The sequence below is a fragment of the Steroidobacter sp. genome (genome assembly GCF_016790065.1).
Taxonomy (GTDB): Bacteria; Pseudomonadota; Gammaproteobacteria; order Steroidobacterales; family Steroidobacteraceae; genus Steroidobacter.
Genome location: NZ_JAEUPY010000804.1, coordinates 1 through 13,881, shown reverse-complemented (window position 1 = coordinate 13,881; position 13,881 = coordinate 1). Strand labels below are relative to the sequence as shown.

The 13,881-nt window shown below is 61.3% G+C and carries 14 protein-coding genes and 1 pseudogene; 5 read left to right on the top strand and 10 right to left on the bottom strand.

The window, feature by feature from the left end; all coding sequences use genetic code 11:
• Both JNL55_RS32660 and JNL55_RS32655 read left to right on the top strand, forming a co-directional pair.
• Positions 1–272 (top strand): annotated as a pseudogene (locus tag JNL55_RS32660) (MATE family efflux transporter); the annotation flags it as partial.
• Positions 273–291: 19 nt separating this feature from the next.
• Positions 292–813 (top strand): gamma carbonic anhydrase family protein, encoded by a 522-nt coding sequence (locus JNL55_RS32655; RefSeq protein WP_293864605.1) that lies wholly within the window; start codon positions 292–294, stop codon positions 811–813.
• Here JNL55_RS32655 and JNL55_RS32650 read toward each other — a convergent pair.
• The 6 genes from JNL55_RS32650 to JNL55_RS32625 all read right to left on the bottom strand — a co-directional run bounded on the left by JNL55_RS32650 (position 810) and on the right by JNL55_RS32625 (position 7,882).
• Positions 810–1,406 (bottom strand): GNAT family N-acetyltransferase, encoded by a 597-nt coding sequence (locus JNL55_RS32650; protein WP_415923208.1) that lies wholly within the window; start codon positions 1,404–1,406, stop codon positions 810–812. The genes JNL55_RS32655 and JNL55_RS32650 overlap by 4 nt on opposite strands.
• Positions 1,407–1,454: 48 nt before the next feature.
• On the bottom strand, positions 1,455–3,170 hold the full coding sequence (locus JNL55_RS32645) for an EAL domain-containing protein (RefSeq protein ID WP_293864599.1): 1,716 nt from the start codon (positions 3,168–3,170) through the stop codon (positions 1,455–1,457).
• 164 nt (positions 3,171–3,334) lie between these two features.
• Positions 3,335–4,585 (bottom strand): dihydrolipoamide acetyltransferase family protein, encoded by a 1,251-nt coding sequence (locus JNL55_RS32640; protein WP_293864596.1) that lies wholly within the window; start codon positions 4,583–4,585, stop codon positions 3,335–3,337.
• The gene (locus JNL55_RS32635; RefSeq protein WP_293864593.1) at positions 4,582–5,598 is read right to left on the bottom strand and encodes an alpha-ketoacid dehydrogenase subunit beta; all 1,017 of its coding nucleotides are present in this window, start codon (positions 5,596–5,598) and stop codon (positions 4,582–4,584) included. Before JNL55_RS32635 ends, JNL55_RS32640 begins: the two co-directional genes overlap by 4 nt.
• Entirely contained in the window at positions 5,595–6,842 is a 1,248-nt protein-coding gene (locus JNL55_RS32630) for a thiamine pyrophosphate-dependent enzyme (protein WP_293864590.1), read from the bottom strand. The genes JNL55_RS32635 and JNL55_RS32630 overlap by 4 nt, the downstream gene beginning before the upstream one ends.
• Complete coding sequence (locus JNL55_RS32625; protein ID WP_293864587.1) at positions 6,839–7,882, bottom strand: Leu/Phe/Val dehydrogenase; 1,044 nt, start codon at positions 7,880–7,882, stop codon at positions 6,839–6,841. Before JNL55_RS32625 ends, JNL55_RS32630 begins: the two co-directional genes overlap by 4 nt.
• Positions 7,883–8,016: 134 nt before the next feature.
• On the opposite strand from JNL55_RS32625, the gene JNL55_RS32620 reads away from it, so the two are divergent.
• The 3 genes from JNL55_RS32620 (at position 8,017) to JNL55_RS32610 (ending at position 11,151) form a co-directional block, all read left to right on the top strand.
• A complete protein-coding gene (locus JNL55_RS32620; protein ID WP_293864584.1) occupies positions 8,017–8,550 on the top strand; it encodes an Lrp/AsnC ligand binding domain-containing protein in 534 nt (177 codons plus the stop codon).
• 219 nt (positions 8,551–8,769) lie between these two features.
• A complete protein-coding gene (locus JNL55_RS32615; protein ID WP_293864581.1) occupies positions 8,770–9,225 on the top strand; it encodes a hypothetical protein in 456 nt (151 codons plus the stop codon).
• Positions 9,226–9,468: 243 nt separating this feature from the next.
• On the top strand, positions 9,469–11,151 hold the full coding sequence (locus JNL55_RS32610; RefSeq protein ID WP_293864578.1) for a serine/threonine-protein kinase: 1,683 nt from the start codon (positions 9,469–9,471) through the stop codon (positions 11,149–11,151).
• 5 nt (positions 11,152–11,156) lie between these two features.
• Here the strand turns inward: JNL55_RS32610 and JNL55_RS32605 are convergent, their stop codons facing one another.
• From JNL55_RS32605 to JNL55_RS32590, 4 genes are read right to left on the bottom strand one after another with little or no spacing between them, the layout of a single operon-like run.
• Positions 11,157–12,668: a PH domain-containing protein gene (locus JNL55_RS32605; RefSeq protein WP_293864576.1), complete on the bottom strand. Its 1,512-nt coding sequence runs from the start codon at positions 12,666–12,668 to the stop codon at positions 11,157–11,159.
• Positions 12,658–13,113: a PH domain-containing protein gene (locus tag JNL55_RS32600; protein WP_293864573.1), complete on the bottom strand. Its 456-nt coding sequence runs from the start codon at positions 13,111–13,113 to the stop codon at positions 12,658–12,660. Before JNL55_RS32600 ends, JNL55_RS32605 begins: the two co-directional genes overlap by 11 nt.
• 51 nt (positions 13,114–13,164) lie before the next feature.
• Entirely contained in the window at positions 13,165–13,575 is a 411-nt protein-coding gene (locus JNL55_RS32595; RefSeq protein WP_293864570.1) for a type II toxin-antitoxin system VapC family toxin, read from the bottom strand.
• A 9-nt stretch (positions 13,576–13,584) separates the two neighbouring features.
• Complete coding sequence (locus JNL55_RS32590; protein ID WP_293864567.1) at positions 13,585–13,863, bottom strand: type II toxin-antitoxin system Phd/YefM family antitoxin; 279 nt, start codon at positions 13,861–13,863, stop codon at positions 13,585–13,587.
• Positions 13,864–13,881 lie beyond the last annotated feature (18 nt).

Below are 13,881 nucleotides of genomic sequence, written 5' to 3'. Positions count from 1 at the left end.
CTTGGAACTTCGTGATGAGCGGCTTGGTGTTCACCTGCTCCGGTCTGTTCCAGGCGCTGGGTAATACCGTGCCGGCGTTGCTCAGCTCGGCCACTCGTCTGGTGGTCTATGTGGTGCCGCTGATCTGGCTCACTCATCAGCCGAATTACCAGATCGAGCAGGTCTGGTATCTGTCCATCGCGGCCACCGCCATACAAGTGATTTTCAGCGTGACGTTGCTGCGAAAACAGATGCGTTTGCAGCTTGGCTCGCCCGCTACCCAGCCAGCCTAACCCGCCAGGAGTTTTTCCCATGCCCGTGTATCGATTTGGCGAACGCGTTCCGTCCGTGCATGACAGTGTGTTCGTCGCGCCCAATGCTTGCGTGATCGGCAGCGTAGTGTTGTCGGAGAATGTCAGTGTGTGGTTCGGCGCCACCATTCGCGGCGACAACGACACCATTACCTTGGGCAAGAACACCAACGTGCAGGAAGGCGCAGTGGTGCACACCGACCCGGGACTGAAAGTAACGATCGGCGACAACGTCACCATCGGGCATCAAGCCATGGTCCACGGCTGCACCATCGGCGACGGCTCGTTGATCGGCATTCAAGCCGTGGTGCTCAACGGCGCGGTCATCGGCAAGGAATGTCTGGTGGGCGCAGGCGCGGTGATTACCGAGCGCAAAGTATTTCCGGATCGCTCGTTGATTCTGGGTTCGCCGGCGCGCGTGGTGCGTGTGCTGAGCGACGAAGATGTCGCCAAAATGGGCATCGGAACCGCCAGCTACGTGGAGCGGCGCGAGCGGTTCCTCAACGATCTCGAAGAGATCTAGCGTTCGCGAGTCGCGAGCTGATGGCGCAGGTGTGAACGCACCGTCGGCCATTCGCTCGCGATGATGCTGTACACGGCCGTGTCTCGCAGCGTGCCGTCGCTCGAGCGACGATGATTACGCAGAATGCCGTCGAGCTTGGCGCCCAAGCGCTCGATGGCGCGGCGACTCAGATGATTGAAAAAGTGAGTACGGAACTCGACAGCCATACAGTCGAGCGACTCAAAGGCATGCGTCAATAGCAGCAGTTTGCACTCGGTGTTCAGCGGCGTGCGCTGGACACTCTTGCGATACCAGGTGCTACCGATTTCGACTCGGCGCGCCTCGGCCTCGATATTCATGTAAGTCGTGATACCGACGGCCTTGCCGGTCGCAGCGTCGATGACCGCGAACGGCAACATCGTTCCCTTGCGTTGCTGGTCCAACTTCTTCTCGATGTCCGCTGCCAACTTGTCGGGCGTCGGAATGAACGTGTACCAGAGATTCCACAACTCACCGTCGCGCAATGCCTCGGCGAGTTCGTCGTGCCTCGCCAAGGTCAGCGGCTCGAGCGTCGCGTGTTGTCCGCGCAAAGTCGTAGGTTCGGGCCAGGGCATAAAGAACTGCCAGCGATACAAGCGGGCAGCTAGCTTAACGCAAGTTTGTTAGCTGGCGTGTAGCAGATTGGCCGTCGGCGCGAGGATGCCATTCAATGGGCGAGGTTTGCCGATGCCATAGCCCTGGCCGAATTGGACTTCGAGTTCGATCAGCCGCATACAGATTTCCGGCGTCTCGACATATTCGGCGATGGTTTCCATGCCCATGGCACTGGCGAGTTGAGCCACCGCTCGGACCAACGCCTGCGAGCGTTCGTTGTGGAGGATGTCGCGGATGAAAGAGCCGTCGATCTTCAGCGACGTGAACTGCAGATTCTTCAGGTGTGTCAGCGAGCTCAAGCCAGTGCCGAAGTCATCCAGAGCGAATCGACAGCCACGCGCGCCGAGTTTGCTCATTAGAAGCTGCGCCTGTTCCATGTTGCTGACAGCGGCGGTTTCGGTCAGCTCGAAGGTCAGCCATTCGCCGCGCACGCCGCTCTCATCCAGCTGCATTTGCAGCCAGTCGAGGAAGGCATCTTCGCTGATGGTCGGACCGGATAGATTGATGGACACGTGCAACGGCTGGAAGCCCGGCCGCAGGCTGGCGGCCTTGAGATGATTCAGCACATCGACGATGACGCAACGGTCGATCTGTGGCAGCAATTGGTAACGAGTTGCCGACGACATGAAGTGCGACGGCAACACCAGCCGGCCCTTCTCATCGATGATCCGCAACAGCATCTCATAGCGATGCACCGACTCGGGCGTCAGCAGCGAGGCGATGGGTTGGCCGAAGATTTGATAGCGGCCCTGCTCGAGCGCGTTGCGTAACCGGCCGACGATGGCAATATCGTCGCGCCGGCGAATCATGCTGGTGTCCGAGACTTGATAGATCTCGACTCGATTGCGGCCGCGTTCCTTGGCGGCTTTGCAGGCCACCTCGGCGCCGGCCAGCGAGTGGTCGAAGCTGCGGTCGCCGCTTTGTAGTGCCGAGGCACCGAAGCAGATCGACAGCGGAAATGTTTCCTCGTCCACATGCAGCGACCTGGCTTGCACGGCGTCGCGCAGCCGTCCGGCGATTTTTCGCGCTTCGGGCAGCGGGCAATCAGGCAGGAATACGGTGAAGCGGTCGCCGGAGAGTCGGCTGAGTACGGCGTCTTCGTTCGCCAGCACCGCGCCCAGTGCATTGGCGACAGTCACGATGGCGCGGTCGCCGACTTCGAAGCCGAACATGTCGTTGACGACGTGCAACTGATCGATGTCGCCGTAGAGCACGCTGGAGTTGGCGCGTTCGCCGAGGGACTGCAAACGCCAGTCGACCAGCTTGTCGATACCGGCCCGTGAGATCAGGCCGGTGACCGGATCCGACGGCAGTGACAACAGTCGCGCCAGCTGCCGGCTGAGCTGCGCGGCTTTGGGAATATCGTCCTTGTCGAAGACATCCTGCTCCATCCGACGGAACAGCATGACGATGCCGGCCAGATCACCGGAGGGATCGGTGACGGGCGCGACCAGGAAACGACCCAGCATCGGCCCGCCATTCTCATAGCGGACGCGATTACGCAGCAGCGGACCGTTGGCGTCCTCGCCGCTGCGATTACGAGTTTGCATCAGGAACGTGTCGGCGATCCCACGCAACATCTCGTCGACTGCTTTGGCGTCGACGTTGGTGCAATGGAAATAGAACTCGTCGCGCGATGGCGATGTAAACGCAACGGCATAGGTGCCGAGGCGCCGCTGCGCTTCGATCAGGAACTGGCGAATAGTGCTGGCTGCCGAGTCCATGGCAGCAAATGTAAGGTCAGGGCGGGCGGCGCGGTGAGAAGCCGTTCGCAAACGACTCAGGAAAACTGCGGGATTTGCCTGATGCGGCGCAATGCGATGGCGGCGCCGGGCGGGCCGTGTGAAGAGCATCACACGGCCCGTTAGGGGAAACGAGCAAGCCGGGCTCAGTCCCGAATAAAGATGGTCGCCGGCTGTTCCAGCTTTTCTTTGAGCGCCTGCACGGTTTCGGCGGCGTCGTAGCCATCGATGAAACGATGATCGAATGACGAAGAAATATTCATCATCAACCGGACCACCACTTCGCCGTTGACCACGACGGGGCGCTCGATGGCCTTGTTGATACCGATGATGGCCACTTCGGGGGCATTGATGATGGGCGTAGAAACGATGCCGCCGAGCTTGCCCAGGCTGGTGATGGTGATGGTCGAGTTTTGCAACTCGTTACGGCTCGCCGTGCCATCGCGGGCCGCGCCGGAGACGCGACGAATCTCAGCCGCCAGCTCTTTCAGAGACAACGACTCGGCATGCCGTACCACCGGCACTTTCAAGCCGTCGTTGGTCTGGGTGGCCACGCCGATATGGATGCCGTCGTGACGGACCAGCACATTGCGTTCGGCGTCGTAACGGGAGTTCACTTTCGGGAACTGCTCGACTACGCGTACCAACGCCATCGCCAGGAACGGTAGATAGGTCAGCGAGGGCGAGCCTTTGGGCAACTGCGAGTTCAAATGTTTGCGCAGCCTTTCCAGCTCCGTCATGTCGACTTCTTCGACATACGCGAAGTGAGGAATGTTGCGCTTGGAGTCGGCGACTCGTTGCGCGCTCACGCGACGCACGCCGAGGATACGAATCTCCTCGGTGCCGGTGCGCACTTCGCGACCGCTGCCGCTAGAAGACGGAGCACGGGCCGGTGCCTTGCCAGCCTGGCGTTCTTCGATCGCAGCGACCAGATCCTGGCGTTGAATGCGACCGTCACGTCCGCTGCCGGCAACCGTGGCGAGATCGATGCCCGATTGTTTGGCGCGTGCGCGAGTGGCCGGCGACGCCATCACTCGGCCGCCGGAAGGTTTGTTAGCAGGTTGAGCGGCGCCGTTGCCGTTGCTAGCAGCAGCCGGTGTCTTTGGAGCGGCTGCCGGCTCGCTGGTGGCAGCTGCAGGCGCTGCTGCCACGGAAGCATCGGTCTCGATCACGATCAGCGGGCCACCGACGGCGATCTGATCACCAGGTTGGCCGCCGAGCGAAACCACTCGACCGCTGACCGGCGCGGGCATCTCGACCACGGCCTTGTCGGTGGACACTTCCACCATGGGATCGTCTTCAGCGATCGTGTCGCCGACCTTGACCTTCCAGGCCACGATCTCGGACGACGTGGTGCCTTCGCCGAGGTCCGGCAGCTTGACTACATGCTGGCTCATGAGGCCTCCATCGTTGCTTTAATGGCGGCGACGACGCGCGCCTGGCCGGGGAAGTATTCCCACTCGAATGCGTGCGGATACGGTGTGTCCCAACCCGCGACGCGCAGGACCGGGGCTTCCAGGTGCCAGAAACATTCTTCCTGAATGGTGGACAGGATCTCGCCACCGAAACCGCCGAAGCGCGTGGCTTCGTGCGCGACGATGCAACGGCCGGTCTTTTTCACCGAGTTGACGATGGTCTCGACGTCCAGCGGCACGATGGAACGCAGATCGATCACTTCGGCATCGACACCAGCCTTTTCGGCCGCCGCGATACACACGTGCACCATGGTGCCGTAAGTGATGATAGTGAGCTGATTGCCAGGCCGCACGATTTCTGCCACGCCGAGATCGACGCGATAGTGACCTTCCGGGACGTCGCCGCGTGGATGTGAGTTCCAGCCCACCGCCGGTTTGTTCGGATCGCCGTCGAACGGGCCGTTATATAAACGCTTGGGTTCGAGGAAGATCACCGGGTCGTCTTCTTCGATGGCCGCGATCAGCAGGCCTTTGGCGTCGTATGGATTGGAGGGCATCACCACTTTCAAGCCCGACACATGCGCGAAAATCGCTTCCGGACTTTGCGAGTGGGTTTGACCGCCGCGAATGCCGCCGCCGCAAGGCGTGCGAATCGTCACCGGCGCATAGAAGTCGCCGCCGCTGCGATAACGAATTCGCGCCAGCTCGCTGACGATCTGGTCGTACGCCGGATAGATGTAATCGGCGAACTGAATTTCCGCGACCGGACGCAGGCCGTTGATGCTCATGCCGATGGCCGTGGCGACGATGCCGCCTTCGGCGATCGGCGAATCGAGCACACGATGCTCGCCGTACTTACGTTGCAGACCTTCGGTGGCACGGAACACGCCGCCGAAGTAGCCAACGTCTTCGCCCATCAGCACCACGCCCGGATCGCGCGCCATCATTACATCCATGGCGGAATTGAGCGCCTGGATCATGTTCATTTGAGTCATTTCTGCGCGCGCTCCTTAATCTCCTGGGCCAGCTGCATGCGCTGTTTGGCCAAGGCGGGCGTTGGTTCCTTGAACACGTCCTGGAACATGGTTTCAGGATCCAGCTGCGGGCCGTCGGTGAGCGTGCCGTAGGTGACGGCTTCGCGCCACGCCTGGTTCACTTGATCCTCGCATTGTTTCAGCAAGGTTTGTTCGCGTTCGTCGGACCAGCCGCCGAGCGCCTTCAAGTGCGCCTTCAAACGTTCGATGGGATCGCCGAGCGGCCAGCTCTTTTCCTCATCCTTGGGCCGATAGCGCGACGGATCGTCGCTGGTCGAGTGCGGAGCGGCGCGATACGTGACCAGTTCGATCAGCGTCGGGCCAGCACCAGTGCGAGCGCGTTCGGCAGCCCACTGCGTCACTGCATACACTGCGAGGAAATCGTTGCCGTCGACGCGAATGCCCGGCATGCCGTAACCCGGGCCGCGAGACGCGAACGACCGACCTTCGCCGCCGGCAAACGTTTGGAAGGTCGAGATCGCCCACTGGTTATTCACCACGTTGAGGATCACCGGCGCTTTGTAGATTTGCGCGAACAGCAGTGCGTAATGGAAGTCGGCTTCAGCCGTGCTGCCATCGCCCAGCCAGGTGGAACAGATGTGATCTTCGCCTTTGATGGCCGAGGCCATGGCCCAACCGACCGCTTGCGGGAACTGAGTGGCGAGGTTGCCCGAGATGGAAAACAGGCGGGCTTCCTTCGAGTGATACATCACGGGCAACTGGCGGCCTTTGCACATGTCGCGTGTGTTGGACAGCAACTGACACATCAAATCGACGATCTTCAGACCGCGCGCGATGTGCAGACCCTGGCCGCGATAGGAAGGAAACAACATGTCGGTGGGGCGCAGCGCCATGTTGGCCGCTACCGAGACCGCTTCTTCGCCGGTCGACTTCATATAGAAAGTGATCTTGCCGCCGCGTTGAGCGCGATGCATGCGATCGTCGTACGCGCGCGTCAGCATCATGTCGCGCAGGCCGATTTCCAGATCTTCCGCAGCCAGGTGCGGATCCCAAGGGCCGACGGCGCGGCCGTTGTCGTCGAGCACGCGGACCAGCTCGCGAGACAAGAACTCAGTATCGTTGATGGTCGCGTTCGGGTCGGGGCGTGCGGTGGCACCCGCCGGCGACAAGGCGACGTAACTGAAGTCCGGTTTCTCGCCAGGGCGAGCCGGCGGTCTCGGAACGTGCAAACGCGATCGCATCATCGGGCCTCCGCAAGCAGCTGACGCGCCATCTCGTCCGCCAGCTCGCTGGTGGGACGACCGGTCGCGCCGGAACGCGCAAAAATTTCCGTCAATCGGGCCGGGATGCGATGAATTTCCGCATCGATGGACGCCGCCGTGGCGCCGCCCAGATATTCACGACCGCAGCTGATGATGCCACCCGCATTGATCACATAGTCAGGGGCGTACAACACGCCGGCGGCATGCAGCCGGGCGCCGTCCTGAGCGGTGGCCAGCTGATTGTTGGCGGCGCCGGCGACGATGGAGGTCTGTAACTTAGGGATACTGGTGGCGTCGAAGATCGCGCCCAACGCGCAGGGTGCGAGCACATCGGCGCGTTCGAACAGAATTTGGTCGGGCGTCGAGACGACCGCGTCGAATTGGGCGGCCGCCTTCTGGGTAACGGCCTCGCGAACGTCGGCGACGCGCAGCTTGGCGCCGTCGGCGGCCAGCAGTTTGCACAGCTCGTAGCCGACGCCGCCAAGGCCTTGAACCGCCACGGTCAGGTCGCGCAGCTGGTCTTTGTTGAGCTTGAACTTCACTGCCGCCTTGATGCCGAGGTACACGCCGAGCGCCGTCTTCGGGCTGGGATTACCGTCCGAGCTCACCGCGGTCCGCGGCAAGCCGCTCACGTAACGCGTCTGGCCGGCCACGATTTCCATGTCGGCGACCGATGCGCCCACGTCCTCGGCGGTGATGTACTCGCCCTGCAGGGATTCAACGTAGCGGCCGAACGCCTCGAGCATGGCTGGGGTCTTGGGCCGCTCCGGGTCGAGCATGACCACTGCCTTGCCGCCGCCCAGCGGCAGGCCGGCCATGGCGTTTTTGTAGCTCATGCCCCGCGACAGCCGGAGCGCATCGGCAAGTGCCGCGTTGGTGGAGTCGTAATGCCAGAAGCGGCAACCGCCGGCTCCGGGACCGCGAGCAGTGGAGTGGACGGCGACGATGGCGCGCAAGCCGCTGGCAGCATCGTGCGCGAAGACCACGCGCTCGTGTTTATCGAACGATGGATGATCGTACATGGCGGTTTCAGCTGAATGGATTGGTGTTATCGCTGCTCCGCCTGTTCCGGAGCAGATTGCGCTACGATACCGACTGTTCTGCAGCATAGTCTGCCAAACGAGCCCCCGCTAACAGTAACTATTACTGGGATGACATGAGCAGCAATCCTCCAAGTCGTGAACTGGATCGCGTCGACCGGCAGCTTTTGTCGCTATTGCAAGGTGACGGCCGCCTGACCGTGGCCGAGCTGGCGCGTACCGTGAATCTGACGCTCACTCCGTGTATCGAGCGCGTGCGGCGCCTGGAGCGCGAAGGCTTCATCGATGGCTACTACGCGCACCTGAACCCGAAGAGCCTCGGGCAGAGCATGCTGGCGTTCACCGAAGTGACACTGGATCACGCCACCCAGGACGTGTTTCAGCGTTTCAAGGAAGCCGTGCGCCTGGTGGAAGAGATCGTCGAGTGCCACATGGTGGCCGGCGGCTTCGACTATTTGATCAAGACTCGGGTGCAGGACATGGATGAATACCGGCGCGTGCTCGGTGACAAGATCGTCAACGTGCGCGGCGTCCGTCACACCCAAACTTATTTCGTGCTGGAAGAAGTGAAGTCGACCCACGCCGTGCGCGTACGACTGAACGAAGCGGGGCGGGCGACGGCGCCGAAGCGTCGGCGCGCCAAGAACTAAAGTCGAAGACCCTCGCCCGGCCCTTTCACGTGCGGAGGAGGAGCTGCCGCACAGGGAACGGTGACCTGCATACTCTCGCACGCTACATAGGCTTCATCCTTGCAGGCGAGGGTCTTCCATCGACCTAAGGTAGGACGGCCAGGGCCGCTCCGGCGGCCCCCCAGGGAAAACCCGCCGATGTCTGTGAAAGAGATCGGCGAAGGTGCCACTATCAGCCCCATGACGTCATCTTTAAGCGCGTTGGAGGATGCGAGCCGGGCGCTACGCGGCTTGCTCGGGGTCATCATTGCGGTGGAGCGCCGCTTTGGCAGCCAGCAGTCGCCCTTGGCGCTGCTCCGGCAGATCATGGAGGACCCGCAATGGGAGTGGCTGCGGCCGTTGTATCGGCTGATCGCGGACGTCGATCACGCCCTGCACGAAGGCGATCTACAGATTACCGAAGCAGCTGCTGTGGGCGCTCACGCGCTGGCGCTGCTGTCCGGGGTCGGTGCGCCGGTCGAGCAGGCTTTCCTGGATCGTTATCGAGCGTTGTTACAAACCGATCCCGAAGTTGCCATCGCTCATTCGGCGGCATTACAGGCGTTACGCAAGTTGCCGCCCGAGGCCGATGACGAAGCCGAACGTTTGCATGCCCGACATCAATGGGCCATGCGTTGCAAACATCGCCGTTCATAGTTCATTTCGGCAGCTTGAATTCGGCAGGTCGATGTTATGTCTGCCCGACGGCCGGCACAGCAGGGCCGATGATCGGTCGTTGTTAGCAGGTTTCTTTTAGCTTGCACAGTGTCTGTTTGTGGAGGCACTTTTCAAGCAGTCAGCCCTAGTGCAATGTGTTCCCCCCGGAATCGATAAGCGGGCATAAAAGTCCGGGAACGACTCTTTGCTTTTGGCTCTTGCAACGGAAGTATTGCTACGCCTATGTCCAGCCGTCTGGAGAATGCATTGATGCTGCTCGGGCTGGAGTCAGCCGACGATCCTGCCACGTTATGGCAAAACTATACGGATCGTTTGGCGGTACTCCAGCACAAGCTCATCAATGCCGAAACTCCCGCTGCCCAAGAGGCGGCGCAGACGGATTTGGCTCGTTTGGTCGGCGCCTATCAAACAGCGCGCAGCGCCACCGAGCCCGCTACTCGTCAGGTCAATCGCGAAGCCGTCACCATGATGCGCATGGACGACGCCGCGGAACCCGAGCCGCAAGTTCATCAAGGTTCCAATGTCGTCATCGGCCCGGGCGTGGTGCTGCAAGGCCGTTATGAGATTCAGGCTGTGCTCGGCGACGGCGGCATGGGGCGCGTGTTCGCGGCCCGCGATCGTCTCAAAGACGAAGAAGTCGCCATCAAAGTCCTGCGCAACGAATTGTTGTCCAGTAACGCCGCCCGCACGCGTTTCCTTTCCGAAGCCAAAGTTTCCTGCAAGCTCGCACATCCAAACATCGTGCGCGTGTTCGACGTCGGCGTTGCCAGCGGCCGATATTTCTTCACCATGGAGCGGCTGCGCGGTGTGAGCTTGCGTCGGCGCATGCAGGCGCAGTTGGCCACCGGCAAACCGTTCCCTATCGAAGAAGCTGCCGCCATCGGCGAACAGTTGCTCGAAGCGTTGCGTCACGCGCATCGGTTCATCGTGCATCGTGACCTGAAGCCTGAAAACGTTTGGATCGATAGCAGCGGTGTGGTGAAGCTCATGGACTTCGGCATCGCACGGGCTTATCAGCACAACGAGCTGACTCGCACCGGTATGAATCTGGGCACTGCCTATTACATGGCGCCCGAGCAACATGCCGATGCCAAGGAAGTCGATTGGCGTGCCGATCAGTATGCGTTCGGCGTGCTGATGTATGAGTTGCTCACCGGCCGTGTGCCGATGGGCGCCGTGCAGCCCATCGAGAAAGTTCGTCGCGACATTCCTCGCCAGATTGCTCGAGCCGTCATGCGGGCCATGTCGCCACGTGCCGAGGCTCGATTCGATTCGCTGCGCGATCTGCAAAGTCGTATCGTCGTCCGCCGTGAAGAAGATTTGCCGGGCGCGATCTTCAACGCGTTCGGCCGCTCGATTGCCCTGGGCACCATTGCCGGCGCGTTGTTCGCTTACTTCGATAGCCTGAGCATCGGTCGCATCCATGAATGGATGTATCCCTCGGGCATCGCGGTTGGCATCGGCACCGCCTTGATGGTGGAGTTTTGTGAAACGTTTTTCCGTTCACGCAATCGCAGTCATGTGATTGCCGCCTTCATTGCCACGGTGGTGTGGATTGCACTGGTGCTGGTGGTGGCGCAGAAACTGTCCGGGCTCAGCAATGGCTTGGTGATGATGTTGTGCGGCTCGGTGTGGGCGAGCAGCATGGATTACGTGACGCGGCGTTGGCGTATCGCTGCTGGGCGTTTCAGATTGGAAGTGGCTTTCATCGGTGCGGTGTTCGGCACCTTGCTGGGGCTGGCGCTGCTGGTGCAGGCTGACCACTTCACCGACCGCAATTATCTATATAGCGCGCTCAGCGGCATTCTGCCTGGCATGATCGTCGCGATGGCTTCGCTGAGGCGGCGTCTGTGGCGCAGAACCGATTCGCCGTTCGCGCGAATGTTATCGCTCGCACGAGATTGACGAGATTACGACTGCGCGCCGGCGGTTCGATACAGCGCAGTCGCCAGCTTCTCTGCCACGTCCGTGGCTAGATAACGAATCTTGATTCCCGCCGTCATCGAACTCGCGCCTGCGGTGTCGACGTAGACACTCGCCATGCTGCTGCGGCGGTCGAAGGGCGATGCTTCGACGCTCAATGTTTGCACTCGGTCGCGCGGCACGATGGTGAGGTGCCTGGTTAGCCAGCCGGAACGGAATAGCACTGCGTCGCGGGCCAGCGCCCAGCGGGTATGCTTCACATATAAATGAGCATGCATCCAGGCGAGCGGGATGCAGCTCAGCGCCACGAAGATCGCGCCTTCGCGTAAATACCAGATGGCTGGGCCGGTCAGAATCAACACCGACCAGATCGCGCTCTTGCGAAAGATGCGGCCGCGCGCGCCGCTTGCTAGCGGTTGCCAGCTCGGCTCGTTGCGCCAGTCGAGCATTGGCAGCGCTATGGCGATCAGCTCGGGTGCGGCGTCGATCGGACAGACCGGTGCGAGCCAACGCGTTTTCATTCGTGCGTCGTCGCGGTTGCCTTCGCCGCCGCCACTATCGCCGGCGAGATCGACGTTGAGTGAGGCTCGGTTGAGCCAGCGATGCAGTAGCGATTCTGTTTGATGAACGGCTTGGATGCGCCGGGTTCGTAGCGTGAGCGCGATTCGAGTGAATAAACCGTAGCGGGCGCGTAGGTCACCGGCGACTCGGGTGAGCTTGAAATCGTAGAACGTGACGATGGCCAGAATCACGGAAAGGATTCGGACGGCGATGAGCGCGGCAAGGATCGTGAATGCGCCGAGTGCGATTTGCATCATCAGCCCGAGTGCAGCCAGGCCCGCGGCGGGCGAGGACTCGAGCACGCGATCGAATACTTCCCGGTTCAGGTTGAAGAGGCCGGCCTCGTGCAATACGCCGAAGCCTGCCGCGACCAGGATCATGCCGCGGTTGTCGATGAGTCCGTAGCGGATCAGTTCGCCTACGGAGAGCTGTAATAGTTCCTCTTCTTCGGGCGCAGCTGTGGCTGCTTGTTCGGTTGGTTGGTTTTCGGAGAAAACCCGCGAGCGCATTTCTTGAACTGCTGCCAGGTCGAGTACGCTGATCGATGCTTCCGGTTTGCCGCCGGTCGAGGTTTGCACCCGGACTTCGGCCACGCCGAGCAGTCGATGTAACGAGCCGCGCTCAGTGTCGATGTTCTCGATGCGTGCGTATTCAACGTGACGCACGTTGCGGAAGATCATGCCTTCGCGAATGACCAGGCCGGTGGGGCTGTAGCCGTATCGGTAGGTCAGTTGGGTCCAGACGGCTCGTACTAGTAAGGCTGCGACCACCATCGGCACGATCCATGGGCCGAAGGGGCCTGGCGTGTCGTCGCGCACGTTGAAGAAGAACAGCGCGATCAGCGGAATCACCATTTGTTTGATGGCGCCGGTGACGCCGAACAGCCAGGACAGGCTGTGCAGCCGGAGCGTCGGCCGGAAGTTCGGGTCAGACGCCACTGCCGGTACCTTCCGCTAGCAGCGCGTCGCGCAGGGCGATGGCTTCTTCATGCTGGAGTCCGGGTAATTCGATTCGCGTGTGGCGGCTGCCGGCGGTGTAGAGCTTCAATGTGCCGATGCCGTAGTGACGCTCGAGCGGGCCTTGCGACACGTCAGTGTGTTGAATGCGGACCCGCGGTAAGGCGATTCGAGAACGGAAGATCACGCCGCTTTCGATGGCGATTCCTGTGTCGTCGACACCGAAGCGCAGGTGTTTGTACGCCAGCGGTGGCCAGCACCAGATCAGCAGCGCGCCGCCGATAAAGGCCACTACCGGTGGCAGCGGCCAGAGTATCGCTGTCGACAAGCTGAAGACGCCGGCCGCGACGGTAATGAACAAAGTGGTGATGGCGGCGTGCCATCGCCAGACGCCGATGATTCCGGAGTCGACGTGTGAGAGCTGCAAGGCGCCCGTCCAAAAAGCCTCAAGGAGCGCCGATTCTAACGCGTCGCGCGACTAAGCCCAGTTTTCCACGATGAGTGCGGTGAACGGTGCGAAGTCGCGCTCGTTGTTGGTGACCAGTATGAGGTCATTGGTCTGGGCAATCGCGGCGATCTGACCATCGACAAACGGCGCGGTGGTACCCAACTCCTCCAGGCGCGCGCGCTCCATCGCGTGCTGTTTCGCGGCGGCGTCGTCGTAGGGCAGGATCTCGAACGTCGAAGCGACGTCCGCGAGATATTCCCGCAAAGCCTCTCGGCGTTTACCCGCGGGCAGGCGTCTGCAGCCGAACTGCAGTTCATGCCATACGGGTGCAGCTATCGCGCACTCATCCGCGATGGTCGACAGCTTCCGCAGGACGCTTAGGGACGGCGTCTTCAGCATCGGCTGCGACGCCACGTTGGTGTCCAGCAAATAACGCAGCACGGCGCGGCCTCAAAGATCGACTTTGCGGCCACTGCTCCGGTCGCGAACCTTGCGGGCAAACTCCGGCTCCAGGCCCACTTCCGCCAAGGAATGTTTTTTCAGGAAGCGTTGATACGCTTCTTGAAACGAGCTGCGCTTGCCTTGCAAGCGTTGATATTCGGTGACTGAAATCATGACTGCGACTACCTTGCCTCTGCGAGTCAATTCAACGGCCGCACCGGCCTCCACCTCGTCGATGAGGGTAGGCAGATTGGCTCGGGCCTCGGCGATGGCATAGCTTTGCGCCATTCGCCAACTGTACATCTA